The following is a 14,693-nucleotide window of genomic DNA, read 5'->3' on the forward strand; positions in this document are numbered from 1 at the left end:
CACAGAACGAAGGTGGCGGGGCGAAGGTCTTCACGACCTTCGCCCCGCCGCCTTTGCGCGCCCCTCCTCGGGGGCGGACTCACACGTCCCGGCGCTCCAGCAGCACGAACGCGCCGATGATCGCCGCGGCCGTGACCCCGGCGAGCAGGCCGAGCTGCGCCCCGCCGTGACCGCTCTCGGTGTCCAGCTGGAAGATCCGGGCGAGGGCGTTGGGCGCGTTGTACTCCTGCATCTTCTCGCCGATGGTGCGCATGCTGTCGGACATCATCAGGAACGCGGGCATGATCGCGGGCACGAGCACCACACCGAGCATGGTGGTGATCGCTCCGGCCGAGTGGCGCAGCATCGAGCCGACGGCGAGCGCGAGGGCGCCGAGCAGCGAGACGTACAGCGCACCCATGATCACCGAACCGCCCCAGCTGACGTCCGAGGAGCCGCCGTGCATCCCGGAGGTCATCATGCCGACGAGCGCGATGGAGAAGGCCGACACGACGAACGCCACCGCGAAGAAGATGATCAGCTTCGCGGCGAGCACCCGGTGACGCTGCGGGGAGGCCGTGAAGGTCGTACGGATCATGCCCGTGCCGTACTCGGACGAGACCACCAGGACGCCCAGGGTGATCAGGCAGATCTGCCCGAGCATCAGGCCGAAGAAGGCCGGGATGGTGTACGGGACGTCGCTGAAGTCCTCGTTCGTGGTCTGCGCGGCGACCAGGAAGCCGATGCCGATCACGAGAAGCAGGAAGATACCGAGCGTCCACATCGTGGAGCGCACCGACTTGATCTTCGTCCACTCGGAGGTGAGCGCGTGACCGATGTGGGTGCGGGTGACCGGGATCGGCGAGGTGTACGAAGCGCCGGGCGCCGCCTGCCAGTTGGGGGCAGCGGCCGCCTGCTGCGGCATCGGGGGCTGGGGCGTGCTCATCGGGCGTCCTCGGGCTTGGTCAGGTCGGGTGCGGCGGCGGGAGCGGCGGGAACAGCCGGTGCGGCGGGCGGTTGCGCGGGAGCCTGTGCGGGCGCCTGGGGCGCGGACCGGGCGTACGGGTTGGCGTCCGCGCCCGCGGGTGCGGACGGAGCGCCGTACGGGCCCGGAGCGCCGCCCGCGGGCGCGCCGTACGGGCCGGGCTGCCCCTGCGGCATCGAGAACGGCTGCCCGCCCTGCTGGGGCGGCGGCGGGGCGTACCAGCCCGGCTGGCCCTGCCCGGCGACCGGCATCTGCGGCTGGGGCACGGCGCCCGGCGGCAGCTCCTGCTGGAGACCGGCCTTCTGGTCGATCGTCGAGCGGTAGTCGACGGCACCCTGCGTCATCCGCATGTACGCCTCCTCCAGCGAGGCCTGATGGGGCGACAGCTCCCACAGGCGTACGTCGGCGGAGTGTGCGAGATCGCTGATGCGGGGCAGCGGCAGGCCGGTGACGCGCAGGGCGCCGTCCTGCTCGGGCAGCACCTGGCCGCCGGCCTCCGTCAGCGCGGCGGTGAGCTTCTCGCGCTGCTGGGGCTCGGTGTCCGGGGTGCGGACCCGGGCGAAGTCGGCCGAGTTGTGGGAGATGAAGTCCTTGATGTTCATGTCGGCGAGCAGTTGGCCGCGGCCGATCACGATCAGGTGGTCGGCGGTCAGCGCCATCTCGCTCATCAGGTGCGAGGAGACGAAGACCGTCCGGCCCTCCGCCGCGAGGGACTTCATCAGGTTGCGGACCCAGAGGATGCCCTCGGGGTCGAGGCCGTTGACCGGTTCGTCGAAGAGCAGCACCTGCGGGTCGCCGAGGAGCGCGGCGGCGATGCCGAGCCGCTGCCCCATACCGAGCGAGAAGCCCTTGGAGCGCTTCTTGGCGACGTCCTGGAGGCCGACGACACCGAGCACCTCGTCCACCCGGCGGGCGGGGATGCCGGACAGCTGGGCCAGGCACAGCAGGTGGTTACGGGCGTGGCGGCCACCGTGCACGGCCTTGGCGTCGAGCAGCGCGCCGACCTGACGGGGCGCGTTCGGCAGCTTGCGGTAGGGGAAGCCGCCGATGGTCACATGCCCCGAGGTGGGGTTGTCCAGGCCGAGGATCATCCGCATGGTGGTCGACTTGCCCGAGCCGTTGGGCCCGAGGAAGCCGGTGACGGCGCCCGGCCGCACCTGGAAGGAAAGGTTGTACACGGCCGTCTTGGCGCCGTAGCGCTTCGTCAGGCCGACTGCCTCGATCATGCTCCGCACCCATCGAAAGGTTCAGGACGTCGGGGCACACGCCCCCGTAAGGGTTAGGAGGATATCGGGGCGCTGACGGTTCCACTCAAGGGAAAGTAAAACTGCGCAGGTCACACGCTCACGTTGTCAGGTACGCGTCTTCGCAGGCCAGGGGCGAAACGGAATCCCGAGGGGCAGGAACCGCCGTGTTCCGGCAACGTCCCGAAGGGCCCGGAGACACGGCCGGAACCCGGCCCCCGGTGCCCCGCCCGGTGTGCGCTACGGCAGCGAGTCGCCCAACGGCGGCAGGTCGTCGTACAGCCGCAGGTCCGCCGACTCGTCGACGTAGGGCAGGAAGTCGGTCTGCGGCAGGACCCAGCCCTCCTCGCCGAAGACCAGCGTGCCCTGCTCCCGCAGCGACCGGTCGGCTCCGGCGCGCCGCACCCAGGTGGCCGGGTCGGGCCCGAGCAGCTCGCGCAGCCGCGCCGAGTCGGCGAGCAGGTGGGCGAGCAGCTCGGCCTGGTCGCCGCCGCCCGCACGCGGGTGTCCGGTGGCCGGGTCGGCGAGCACACCGTGCGCGCTGAAGTAGATGTACGCGCCGCCGAGGCGCTCCCCGGACGGCATCGTCATCGCGAACGCGTCGCCCGGGAGTATCGCCCGCCGGTAGTCGGGGAACTCGGTGTCGTCGACCGCCTTCAGCTGCGTCGAATCCAGCCAGGTCACCACCAGCGTGGCCGAGGCGTCCCGGTCCACGTAGGGCGTCCCCGCCACATAGCCCGCCGGACTGATGTGCCCCGAGCAGCCCACCGCGATGCCGTGCACCCGCACCGGGACCATCGGTACCGTCGCGGGGATCCCGAGCCGGGTCAGCTTGTGGGCGACCTGGCCGGGGGAGGCGTTGGAGCCGACGGCGATGACCGGGTGGCGGCGCCCCGTGACCACCTGGCCGAGGTCGGCGAGCGCCTCGTCGAGCCGCTGCTGCTCCTGCCGCTCCTCCACGTACCACTCGCCCAGGCGCAGCGGCCGTACGTCGAGCTGGAGCAGCTCCCCGCCGGTCAGCAGGGACGGCTCCGTCGTGGGGCGGCCGGGATAGGTCAGCGGCTTCTTCGCGGGCACGTCGTCCAGGCCCAGCGCTTCGAGGCTTCGGTCCTTCGTCGTCACGGTGACGCCCTTCCGGGGTGGTCGCGCGATACGGGCACAGCCTTCCACGCGGGATGTACCCGGGGCGGCGGCTCGTCTCCCCACGTGGACGGGGTTGGCCGGAACGGACACCGGGAATGATGCCGTCCCATTGTACGAGTGGGACCAAGTCGGTTACGGGGGATGCGAGTTGAGCTTACAGAGGCGCTCGGGGCGAAGCCGGGCGCATCCGCGGTTCCGTACGTCCGTTCGCTGGTGGATCGCCGGCCGCACGGTCCACGCCCTGCTACTGATGACGCTCGGCGCGCTGGCCGGGCTCTCCGTGCTCATCGCGGTCGGCTGGACCCTGACCGAGCACTCGGCGCGGTCCATGGCGCGGCGCTTCTCGGACGGCGAGCGGCTGTTCGACCTCAGCCTGTCCGTGCTGCGCGCCAGCGTCGGCACCGACAACCTCAACCCCGAACCGGACAGCACCGCGCACCAGCTGCTCGCCACGGTCGCCTCCGTCACCGGCGCGCTGGCGCCCGCGGCCCTCCTCGGCATCGTCCTGATCAAGCTGTTCGCGCTGCGGCCCTTCGTCTGGCGGCAGCGGGCCAGCATCTCGCACGCCTGGACCGCGGACTTCCCCGGCTACTCGCGGCGGCACGCCCACAGCGACGACGCGATCATCGCCGTCCGCTTCTACAACCGCTTCGACAACCTCTCGGTCGTGGACCTGCGGGCCCGGGCGCACCTGCGCTACCTGGAGGAGTCCCCGCACGACGGCAGCCTCGTGATCTACAAACAGTGGCTGAAGGTGCTGGACGCGCAGGGCGAGCCGGCCGACGAGCGCTACTGGCTGGCGGTCGAGCGCGGGGCGCCGTTCACCGTGTGGATACCCGTCCAGGCGCCGGTGTCCGAGCTGCCGTTCCGGCACATCCAGGGCAAGGACCTGTCGGACTCCCGCGGTGTGAAACTGCTCGTGCGGCTGACCGCGCGGACCGTGGGCCTGGGCACCGAGGTCGCCGACGAGCGCTGGTTCGACCTGGAGGCCGGCGACTTCGAGCTCGGCCGCTTCGTGCCCCTCGAGCCCGAACTGGACAAGGACGTCTGGCGCTGGGAGGGATGGACCGACTTCGACGGCCTGCTGGCGCCCCGCCCGAACGGCCAGGATCCTGACGACTGAGGGCCGGGACCGCCCGGACGGCGAGGACCCGTTGGGCCGTGAGGCGGAGCGGCCCGCAGCCGGGTGAGCGTCACGCGTCCCGCCTCTTCAACAGCGCGTATCCCCCGAGCAGCGCCGCGATCACCCACAACACCATGATCCCGAAGCCGCCCCAGGGCCCGTACGGGGTGTCGTCGCCGAGCGGTGTCACCACCTGCATGATCTTGCTGCCGGCCTGGTCGGGCAGGTAGCGGCCCACCTTCTTGGTCGCGGAGACCGCTCCCAGGATGTTGGAGATCAGGAAGAAGAACGGCATCAGGATGCCCAGCGAGAGCATCGGACTGCGCAGCATCGTCGCGACGCCCATCGAGAACACGGCGATCAGCGTCATGTACAGCCCGCCGCCGATCACCGCGCGCAGGACACCGGGGTCGCCGATCGACGCCCGGTGCGGGCCGAGCGCGGCCTGACCGAGGAAGAAGGCGACGAAGCTGGTGACGAGGCCGACCACGAGGGCGAGCACCGCGGCGACCGTGATCTTGCCGGACAGGAACATGCCGCGCTGCGGAACGGCGGCGAGCGAGGTACGGATCATGCCGGTGCTGTACTCGTTGCTCACCACCAGCACCCCGAACACGATCATCGCGAGCTGCCCGAGGCTCATGCCGGCGAAGCTGATGAACGTGGGGTCGAAGGACAGCCGGTCCTTCACGCTCATCCGGGCGAACTCGTTCTTCGACAGCAGCGAGATCAGGATGCCCAGCGCGATCGTGACGACCGCGGCGAGACTCAGCGTCCACACCGTCGACGAGACCGACCGGATCTTGGTCCACTCGGACCGCAGGACCTGGGACGCGGCCACGGTCAGGCCCCCCTCTTCCAGTCGCTGCCCCACTCCCGGCGGGGCTCCGGCGGCGCGTGCGGGGTGTCCGCGTGCGCGTGGTACTCCACCGACTCCGCGGTCAGCCGCATGAAGGCCTCCTCCAAGGAGGCCTGCTGCGGACTGAGCTCGTGCAGCACGATCTGGTGCTGGGCGGCCAGCTCACCGATGTGCTCCGGCTTGCCGCCGTCCACCTCCAGCGTGCCGGTGCCCGACTCGACGACGGTGATGCCCGCGCCGTGCAGCACGTCGAGCAGCCGCTCGCGCTGCGGGGAGCGGATCCGCACGTAGGACCGCGAGTTCTGCTGGATGAAGTCCGCCATGGACGTGTCGGCGAGCAGCCGGCCCTGGCCGATGACGACCAGGTGGTCGGCGGTCAGCGCCATCTCGCTCATCAGGTGCGAGGAGACGAAGACCGTACGCCCCTGGGCGGCGAGGGACTTCATGAGGTTGCGGATCCAGTGGATGCCCTCGGGGTCGAGGCCGTTGACCGGTTCGTCGAACATCAGGATCCGCGGGTCGCCGAGCAGCGCGCCCGCGATGCCGAGCCGCTGGCCCATGCCGAGCGAGAAGCCCTTCGCCTTCTTCCTCGCCACCGCGGTGAGCCCCACCGTGTCGAGGACCTCGTGCACCCGCGCCCTCGGGATGCCGTTGCTCTGGGCCAGACACAGCAGGTGGTTGAAGGCGCTGCGCCCGCCGTGCATGGCCTTCGCGTCCAGCAGGGCGCCGATGTACTTGAGCGGGTCCTTGAGATGGTCGTAGTGGCTGCCGTCGATCCGTACGTCGCCCGTGGTGGGGTGGTCGAGCCCGAGCACCATCCGCATCGTGGTGGACTTGCCGGCGCCGTTCGGGCCGAGGAAGCCCGTCACGATGCCCGGTCTGACGGTGAAGGTGAGGTTGTTGACCGCCACCTTCTCGCCGTACCGCTTGGTCAGCCCCACGAGTTCGATCATGCGGCCACGCTAAGACGGGGCGCAGGGGCCTGCCACTTGAGCATCCCGGCACGACGAAGGCCCGCACTCCCGAGGAGAGAGCGCGGGCCTGCGGCGTCGTCAGCCGGTCCTGCGGTTACCGGGACTGCTGGGCCGGAACACCACGGGAGATCGGCTCGTCCTCGGCCGGCGTGCCGGCAGCGGCCACCGCGGCGCCCGTGAGCGTCGCGAGCATCTCGCGGACGTTCGTGAGCTGGGCGTTGATCGAGTCGCGGCGGTTGGTGAGGGCCGCGAGCTCGCGCTCGGACTCCGAACGGATCCGGTCGGCCTTGGCGTTCGCGTCGGCCACGATGTCCTCGGCCTGGCGCTGGGCCGTCTCCACCGTCTGGCGGGCGCGGCGCTCGGCGTCCGTGCGCAGCTTCTCGGCCTCCAGGCGGAGCTGCTCGGCGCGGTGCTCGATCTCCGCGAGACGCTTCTCGGCCTTGGCCTGACGCGAGGCCAGGTCCCGCTCCGACTGCTCGCGGCGCTTGGCGAGGTTCGTCTCGAAGTCCGCGGCGGCCTGCGCGGCCTTGGCGCGGGTCTCCTCGAAGAGGGCGTCCGCCTCCTCACGCTTGGACTGCGCGTCCTTCTGCGCGTCGGAGCGCAGCTGGGAGGCGTCGCTCTTGGCCTTCTCGACGATCCGGACGCCCTCGTCCTCCGCCTTGGCCTTGCGGTCCGCGGCGAACGATTCTGCGTCGTTGCGCACCTGCTGGGCCGCCGACTCGGCGAGCTCGCGGTGCTGCTCGGAAGCGCGACGGGCCTCCTCGCGCAGGTCCTTCGCCTCCTCCTCGGCGAGGCGGAGGATCTTCTCGACCCGCGCGCCGAGACCCGCGTACGACGGCTCTGCGTCGGTGACCTGGGCCTGGGCGTTCTGCGTTTCGAGGTGGAGCTCCTCGATGCGCTTTTCCAGAGCAGTGATGCGGGCCAGAGCGCTGTCACGGTCGGAGACGAGCTTCGAGATGCGTTCGTCCACCTGCGCGCGGTCGTACCCACGCCGCACAAGCTCGAAGCCGTAGGGGGAAGTGTCGCTCATGGGGTTCCTGTCGAATGAGACCGGTGAGGTGATAGGGGAATCCTAGGGGCCAAAGCGGTGTGTCATCGAGCGGATACGTGTTTGATCTGGAGAATGACACTCCTTTTGGGTGGCTAGCTGTCGGAGGGCTTGCCAGAGCCCTGTATGAAAGGTCCCGGCAAAGCACGGAATCGGTGCTTCTGGCTAGCCCTCTGACGTCTTGCCACTCGAACGGGTTGCGCCGGCGGCGGCACCCGCCTTGACCCCACTGTCCTTGCCGCCGGACGGCGCCTCGAAGGACTCCAGCGCCTCCAGGACGTCCTGGACGCGGGAGATCTCGGCGTTGATGTCCTCGCGGCGCCGCACCAGGACCTCCAGGTCGCGCTTGCCCTCCTCGACGGCCGCCTTGGCCTCCTGGATGGCCTCGGACCTGATCTTCTCCGCCTCGGACACGACCGAGTTCTTCTTCTGCTCGGCCTCCTTGAGGAGACCCTCCGCCTTCTTCACGGCGGCGATGCGCACCTTGCTCGCCTCGGAATTGGCCTCCGAGACCAGGTCCTTCGCCTTCGCCTCGGCCTCGGCGAGCTGGTCCTCGGCGGCCTTCACCAGCGTGTCGCAGCGCTCGCCGGCCGTCTTCATCGCCTCGGCCGACTCGCGGCGCGCCCGCTCGTGCAGATCCTCGATCTCCGAGGTGATCCGGTCGCGCAGCTCCTCCGCGCGCTCCCGGATCGCCGTCGCATCCCGGCGCGCACCGACCAGCAGCTCGTCCGCGTCCGTGCGGGCCCGCTCCACCAGGGTGTTGCCCTCGACGGTCGCCTCGGAGACCAGGCGCTCCGCCTCGCCCCGCGCGACGCCGACCATCGTGTCGGCCTGCGACTCGGCGTCCGCCGTGGTCTTCTGCGCGCTCTGCTGAGCCTCGGCGAGCAGCTTGTCCGCCTCGGACGCCGTCTCCGAGATGAGCGTGTCGACCTGCTCGGCGGCCTCCGAGCGCCGCTTGTTGGCGTCCTGGCGCGCCTCGTCGAGCGTCCGCTCGGCCTCCTCGCGCGCCGACGAGGTGAGCCGCTCGGCCTCCTCCTCGGCCCGCGCCTTGACGCGCTCCGCCTCGGCCCGGGTCCGCTCCGCGTGCTGCTGCGCGGACCCGACCGTCTCGGCGGCCTCGGCGCGCAGCCGCTCCGCGTCGCCCGTCGCGTCCGCGATGAGCTTCTCGGCCTTCGCCACGGACTCGGCGCGGACCCGCTCGGCCTCGGCGGCTGTCTCGGTCGCCAGCCGCTCGGCCTCCGACACCGCCTCGGTGATCAGGGTGTCGGCCTGCGTGGCCGCGTCCGAACGGATCCGGTTCGCGTCCTCACGGGCGTCGGCACGGGTGCGCGAGGCGTCCTGGTCGGCGTTCGCGATGGTGTCCGACGCCTCGGTGCGTACGCGCTGGGCGTGCTCGGCGGCCTCCGAACGCAGCCGCTCCGACTCGGCGACCGCCTCGGACATCGTGCGCTCGGCGAGCGACTTGGCGGCCTCCGTCTCCTCGGCCGCCTCACGGCGCAGACGCGCCGCGTCCTCGGAGGCCCGCTCGCGCTCCGCGTAGGCGTCGGCGCGGACCCGGTCCGCCTCCTCCTGCGCCTCGCTGCGCGTACGGTCCGCCGCGTGCTCGGCCGCCGACCGCAGCCCGGTGATCTCCTCCTGGGCCTGCTCGTGCAGCCCGGACACGGAGTCGCGCACCTGCTGGGCGGTCTGCTCCGCGTTCGACACCATCTCGGTGGCGCGTCGGTCGGCCTCCTCGACCAGGCGAACCGCCTCGGCCTGGGCCTCCTCGACACGGTTGCGGGCGGACGCGAGGAGTTCCTCGCTCTGCTCGCGGGCCCGCTCGCGCTCCTGGTCGGCCTCCTGGCGCGCGGAGCCGAGGAGTTCCTCCGCCTCGCGCCGCCGGCGGGCGGCCTCCTCCTGCGCGGCGGCCAGGGTCTCGGCGCCCTCGGTCGCCAGCCGCTCGGCCGCGGCCTGCGCCTCGGCCCGTACGCGGTCCGCGGTGTCCTGTGCCTCCGACTTCAGCCGCTCGGCCTCCGCGGCGGCGTCCGACCGCAGCCGTACGGCGATGGCCTCGCCCTCGGCCCGGGAGGCGGACGCGTCCGCGGCCGCCTCGTTGCGCAGCCGGTCGGCCTCGGTCTCGGCCTGTGCCTGGAGCGTACGGATCCGCTCGGCGGCCTCCGACCGCAGCCGGTCCGCCTCCTCGGCGGCCTCGCGCCGGATCCGCTCGGCCTCCGCACGCGCGTCCGTCAGCGCCTGCTCGGCGGCGGCGAGTCGCTCCTCGGCCTCCGTGTGCTGCCGGGTCAGCCCCTCGGCGGCCTCGGCCTGGCGTGCCGCTATGGCCCGCTCGGTCTCCTCGCGCAGCCCCTCGGCGGCCCGCTCGGCCTCCGCCTTGATCGTCTCGGACTGCTCGACGACCTCCGCGCGGTGCCGCTCGGCCTCCGCCCGGGTGCGCTCCAGAGTCTCCTCGGCCTGCCGGCGCAGCGTGGTGGCGCGCTCGATGGCCTCGGTGCGGACCTTCTCGCTGTCCGCCGTGGCCGTCGCCCGCAGCTCGTCCGCGTCCGCCTTCGCCTTGGAGAGCAGCTCCTCGGCGGTCCTGGCCGCCTCCTCGATCTGCTGGACGGCCTCGCGCCGGGCCTCCGCACGGATGCGCTCACCCTCGGCGACCGCGTCCGCACGCAGCTGCTCGGCCTCGCCACGCAGCCGACGGGCCTCCTCCTGGAGCTCGACGGTCTTGGCGCGGTACTCCTTGGTGTCGTCCTTGGCGGCGCCCTTGAGCTCCTCGGCGATGTCGTGCGCCTGGCCGCGCAGCCGGTCGGCCTCGGCCTCCGCCTCGGAACGGATCCGCTCGGCCTCGTCGGACGCGGCCTTCGTCGTCTTCTTGGCGTCCTCGGACGCCTTGTTCAGCACGTCCTCGGCGGTGCGGGCCGCCTTGGAGAGCTGGGAGGCGGTCTCCTCCGCCGTGAGGCTGCGGGCCTTCTCGCTGGCCGTCGCGATGATGCTCTCGGCCTCGGTACGGGCGTCGGCGACGAGCTGCTCGGCCTCGGACTTGGTGTTCTCGGCCTCCTTGGTGGCCTCGCTGACCAGGCGGGCGACCTGCTCCTTCGCGGTCCGCGTGCGCTGCTCGTTCGTCGACTCGGCGCTCGCCAGGGCCTTGGTCGCGGCCTCCTTCGCCTCGGCGACGACCTTGTCCGCCTCCGCGCGCGCCTCGCGCAGCGCCGTCTCGGCCTCGGACATGCGCTGCTCGGCGGCCCGGCTCAGCTCCGAGGCCTGGCGGCGGGCGGTGTCCGACTCGGTCGCCGTGGAGCTGCGCAGCTGCTCGGCGTGGTCGGTGGCCTCCTGGGCCTGCGTGGACGCGGCGTTCAGCAGCCGCTCGGCGTCGGTGCGGGCCCGGCGCAGCAGCGCTTCGGCCTCCGCACGGGCCGACTCGGCGTCGTTGGTGAGCCGCTGGCGGGCCTCGGCGGCGATCCGCTCGGCCTCGGCGCGGGCGGTGGCCAGCGCCTGCTCCGCCTCGGCGCGCGACTCGTCGAGGAGACGGCGGGCCTGCGACTCGCTGCGGGCGCGCAGCTGCTCCGCCCACGCCACGTTCTCGTTGACGTGCGACTCGACGGTCTGACGGCGCTCGGCCAGCTCCTGGTCGAGCTGCTGGCGACGGCTGACCGCCTCCTGGTGCAGCTCGGCCTGGAGCCGGGCGGCCTGCTCGGCGTGCTCCTGAAGGATGCGCTGGGTCTGCGCGCGGGCCTGGCTGAGTTCGCGCTCGGCGTCCGAGCGCAGCTGGTCGGCCTGGACCTGCGCATTACGGAGCAGCTGCTCGGCCTGATAGCCGATGTCGGCGCCGTCGTAGGCAGGACGGGTCGCCAGACTGCGCCGCGCCTCATGCAGCTTGGCGCGCAGCACCTCGACCTGATAGCCGAGGTCCTCGGCGTGCTGGACCGCCTTCTCCCGCTCGGTCTTCAGCCGCTCCATCTCGGCCTCGAACCGAGAGAGGTGGTCGACGTCAGCCGCCGGCTCTCGCTCCTGGCGTTCGTAGCCCCGCACTGCGCGGTCCCATCCGTCCCCTGGTCGCAAGTCTTTCCGAACGAGCTCCGTCCATCCTCCGAACGGGGCCCCCGGGGAATGGTGTCAGATCAACGGCGGAGCATGGGCTGCTGCCCCGACGCTCGTCCCCCGAAACCTGGACCCCGGCCCTCGGTCCTGCTCGCTGGAATGCGGCAGGACCTCGGCCGTCACCGCACTGAGGCGACGGCCGCCCCCAACCCTACCGGCCCAGATATACGGAGGTCAGTGCTCAGGTGACTCAACAGCCGCCGAAGTGACCAGTTCTGTCAGGACGCCGTGGCAATCCTTCGGGTGCAGGAAGGTGATCCGGGACCCCATGGACCCGATCCGCGGCTCGTCGTAGAGCACCCGTACGCCCTTGCCGCGGATGTCGGCGGCGTCGCCGTCCACGTCCGCCGTGCCGAAGGCGATGTGGTGCACGCCCTCGCCGTTCTTGGCCAGCCACTTCCCGACGGCGGAGTCCTCGCGGGTGGGTTCGAGCAGCTGGAGGTAGGAGGCGCCGCCGTCGGACGTCTCGTTGATCTTGAGCATGGCCTCGCGTACGCCCTGCTCCTCGTTGACCTCGGAGTGGAAGACTTCGAAGCCGTACGTGGCCCGGTAGAACTCGACAGTCTTGTCGAGGTCGAAACAGGCGATCCCAATGTGGTCGATTCGCGTCAGCATGGAGTCAGTGCAGCGCTCCGCGAGTGGTTACGCAACGTGCGCGCGATCACACCGCGGGCCGGATGACGCGGTGGCTTACCGCTCAGTACATTCGAGTAAACCCTCGTTCACTCCTCAGCTGTGCAAGCTGGAAGGGGATCGCACCTCATGTCTGGAACGAACAGCACGACCTCCGTGATCGTCGCGGGTGCCCGCACCCCGATGGGACGGTTGCTTGGCTCCCTGAAGTCCTTCTCCGGAGCCGAGCTCGGAGGCTTCGCGATCAAGGCCGCCCTCGACCGTGCGGGGATCGGTGGCGACCAGGTGCAGTACGTGATCATGGGCCAGGTGCTCCAGGCCGGGGCAGGCCAGATCCCGGCCCGCCAGGCGGCCGTCAAGGCGGGCATCCCGATGGGCGTCCCGGCGCTCACCATCAACAAGGTGTGTCTGTCCGGCCTCGACGCCATCGCACTCGCCGACCAGCTGATCCGCGCGGGTGAGTTCGACGTGGTGGTCGCGGGCGGCCAGGAGTCGATGACGAACGCGCCGCACCTGCTGCCGAAGTCCCGTGAGGGCTACAAGTACGGCGCGATCGCGATGCTCGACGCCATGGCGCACGACGGACTCACCGACGCTTTCGAGGGCATCGCCATGGGCGAGTCCACCGAGAAGCACAACGGACGCCTCGGCATCGCCCGTCCGGAGCAGGACGAGATCGCGGCTCTTTCGCACCAGCGCGCCGCCGCCGCCCAGAAGAACGGCATCTTCGAGGCGGAGATCACGCCGGTCGAGATCCCGCAGCGCAAGGGCGAGCCCGTCGTCTTCAGCAAGGACGAGGGCATCCGCGGCGAGACCACCGCCGAGTCCCTCGGCAAGCTGCGCCCCGCCTTCACCCGCGACGGCACGATCACCGCGGGCACCGCGTCGCAGATCTCCGACGGCGCCGCCGCCGTGGTCGTGATGAGCAAGGCCAAGGCGCAGGAGCTGGGCCTGGAGTGGATCGCGGAGATCGGCGCCCACGGGAACGTGGCCGGCCCGGACAACTCTCTCCAGTCGCAGCCCTCCAACGCCATCCTGCACGCGCTGAAGAAGGAGGGCCTGGAGGTCGAGGACCTCGACCTCATCGAGATCAACGAGGCCTTCGCCGCGGTCGCCGTCCAGTCAATGAAGGACCTCGGCGTGTCCACGGAAAAGGTGAACGTCAACGGCGGTGCCATCGCCCTCGGTCACCCGATCGGGATGTCCGGCGCGCGGCTCGTGCTGCACCTCGCGCTGGAGCTGAAGCGGCGTGGTGGCGGTGTCGGCGCGGCCGCGCTGTGCGGCGGTGGCGGTCAGGGTGACGCGCTCATCGTGCGGGTACCCAAGGCCTGACACGCGTTTTCCTCGTAGAACCCTCGTGAACGGAGCTGTGATGCAGGACGTCTCCTCGCTGGTGGCCCAGGCCAGGGAAGGCCGGCCGCGGGCCGTGGCCCGGCTGATCTCCCTGGTGGAGGGGGCGGCACCGCAGCTCCGCGAGGTCATGGCGGCGCTCGCGCCGCTCACCGGCAACGCCTACGTGGTCGGGCTGACCGGCTCGCCGGGCGTCGGCAAGTCGACGTCCACGTCGGCGCTGGTCACGGCGTACCGGAAGCAGGGCAGGCGGGTCGGAGTGCTGGCCGTCGACCCGTCCTCCCCGTTCAGCGGCGGGGCGCTGCTCGGCGACCGCGTACGCATGTCCGAGCACGCCTCGGACCCCGGTGTGTACATCCGCTCGATGGCGACCCGCGGCCACCTCGGCGGACTCGCCTGGGCAGCCCCCCAGGCGATCCGGGTGCTGGACGCGGCGGGCTGCGACGTGATCCTCGTCGAGACGGTCGGAGTCGGGCAGTCCGAGGTCGAGATCGCCTCCCAGGCGGACACCTCGGTGGTCCTGCTGGCGCCCGGGATGGGTGACGGCATCCAGGCCGCGAAGGCCGGAATCCTGGAGATCGGCGACGTCTATGTCGTCAACAAGGCCGACCGGGACGGCGCCGACGCCACCGCCCGCGAGCTCAATCACATGCTGGGGCTCGGGGAGTCGCGGGCGCCGGGGGACTGGCGTCCCCCGATCGTGAAGACGGTCGCCGCCCGTGGCGAGGGGGTCGACGAGGTCGTCGAGGCGCTGGAGAAGCACCGGGCGTGGATGGAGGAGCACGGGGTGCTCGCCGAGCGGCGCCGGGCGCGGGCCGCGCAGGAGGTCGAGACGATCGCCGTCACGGCGTTGCGGCAGCGGATCGGTGACCTGCACGGGGATCGGCGGCTCGGGGCGCTCGCGGAGCGGATCGTGGCGGGGGAGCTCGACCCGTACCGGGCCGCGGACACGCTGGTGGAGGGGCTCACCGAGGGCTGAGCTCTTCCTGTGCGGAAGGGCCGCCCGCGGGGTGAGCCCTCCTGCGTGGGACGGCTGACCGAGGGGTGACCCTTCCTGTTCTGTTCCTGTCCGGCCCCGGATGCCGCTGTCCAGCGGCATCCGGGGCCGACGTGTTTCGCCCCCTCCGCCCCTGCCCGTCCCTTGTTCCCGGGGGCTCCGCCCCCAGACCCCCGGTCGGCTTGGACGGCCTCGTCCTCAAGCGCCGGACGGGCTGAGGCGCGCCCCCGTTCTCAGGGGCGCCGGACTGGTGGTCAACTCGTTGTGCGCGCTGT

The 14,693-nt window shown here is 71.6% G+C and carries 11 protein-coding genes; 3 read left to right on the top strand and 8 right to left on the bottom strand.

Annotation, left to right across the window (positions count from 1 at the left end; all coding sequences use genetic code 11):
* Nucleotides 1–79: 79 nt before the first annotated feature.
* The 3 genes from ACZ4IF_RS37700 to ACZ4IF_RS37710 form a co-directional block, all read right to left on the bottom strand.
* Entirely contained in the window at nucleotides 80–925 is an 846-nt protein-coding gene (locus ACZ4IF_RS37700; RefSeq protein WP_095936698.1) for an ABC transporter permease, read from the bottom strand.
* Nucleotides 922–2,190, bottom strand: coding sequence for an ABC transporter ATP-binding protein (locus ACZ4IF_RS37705; RefSeq protein WP_467571551.1), 1,269 nt, complete (start codon nucleotides 2,188–2,190; stop codon nucleotides 922–924). Before ACZ4IF_RS37705 ends, ACZ4IF_RS37700 begins: the two co-directional genes overlap by 4 nt.
* A gap of 258 nt (nucleotides 2,191–2,448) precedes the next feature.
* A complete protein-coding gene (locus tag ACZ4IF_RS37710) occupies nucleotides 2,449–3,330 on the bottom strand; it encodes a hypothetical protein (RefSeq protein WP_467571554.1) in 882 nt (293 codons plus the stop codon).
* A 271-nt stretch (nucleotides 3,331–3,601) separates the two neighbouring features.
* On the opposite strand from ACZ4IF_RS37710, the gene ACZ4IF_RS37715 reads away from it, so the two are divergent.
* Nucleotides 3,602–4,474: a hypothetical protein gene (locus ACZ4IF_RS37715; RefSeq protein WP_467571556.1), complete on the top strand. Its 873-nt coding sequence runs from the start codon at nucleotides 3,602–3,604 to the stop codon at nucleotides 4,472–4,474.
* Between the two features lie 70 nt (nucleotides 4,475–4,544).
* On the opposite strand, the gene ACZ4IF_RS37720 is transcribed toward ACZ4IF_RS37715, so the two are convergent.
* From ACZ4IF_RS37720 to mce, 5 genes are all read right to left on the bottom strand, one after another.
* Entirely contained in the window at nucleotides 4,545–5,315 is a 771-nt protein-coding gene (locus ACZ4IF_RS37720) for an ABC transporter permease (RefSeq protein WP_467571558.1), read from the bottom strand.
* Nucleotides 5,316–5,317: 2 nt separating this feature from the next.
* Nucleotides 5,318–6,286 (bottom strand): ABC transporter ATP-binding protein, encoded by a 969-nt coding sequence (locus tag ACZ4IF_RS37725; RefSeq protein ID WP_467571561.1) that lies wholly within the window; start codon nucleotides 6,284–6,286, stop codon nucleotides 5,318–5,320.
* Nucleotides 6,287–6,401: 115 nt separating this feature from the next.
* Nucleotides 6,402–7,337, bottom strand: coding sequence for a coiled-coil domain-containing protein (locus tag ACZ4IF_RS37730; RefSeq protein WP_028804254.1), 936 nt, complete (start codon nucleotides 7,335–7,337; stop codon nucleotides 6,402–6,404).
* A gap of 183 nt (nucleotides 7,338–7,520) precedes the next feature.
* Complete coding sequence (gene scy, locus ACZ4IF_RS37735; RefSeq protein WP_467571566.1) at nucleotides 7,521–11,369, bottom strand: polarized growth protein Scy; 3,849 nt, start codon at nucleotides 11,367–11,369, stop codon at nucleotides 7,521–7,523.
* A 243-nt stretch (nucleotides 11,370–11,612) separates the two neighbouring features.
* Nucleotides 11,613–12,053 carry a methylmalonyl-CoA epimerase gene (mce, locus tag ACZ4IF_RS37740; protein WP_095936705.1) on the bottom strand — a complete coding sequence of 147 codons (441 nt, stop codon included), beginning with the start codon at nucleotides 12,051–12,053 and terminating at the stop codon, nucleotides 11,613–11,615.
* 147 nt (nucleotides 12,054–12,200) lie between these two features.
* Here mce and ACZ4IF_RS37745 point away from each other — a divergent pair, with 147 nt between their 5' ends.
* Together ACZ4IF_RS37745 and meaB are read left to right on the top strand one after the other, a co-directional pair.
* A complete protein-coding gene (locus ACZ4IF_RS37745; RefSeq protein WP_095936706.1) occupies nucleotides 12,201–13,403 on the top strand; it encodes an acetyl-CoA C-acetyltransferase in 1,203 nt (400 codons plus the stop codon).
* A 40-nt stretch (nucleotides 13,404–13,443) separates the two neighbouring features.
* Entirely contained in the window at nucleotides 13,444–14,400 is a 957-nt protein-coding gene (gene meaB / locus ACZ4IF_RS37750) for a methylmalonyl Co-A mutase-associated GTPase MeaB (protein ID WP_345650122.1), read from the top strand.
* The last annotated feature ends 293 nt before the right edge of the window (nucleotides 14,401–14,693 follow it).

The organism is Streptomyces sp. NPDC025784 (assembly GCF_055558435.1).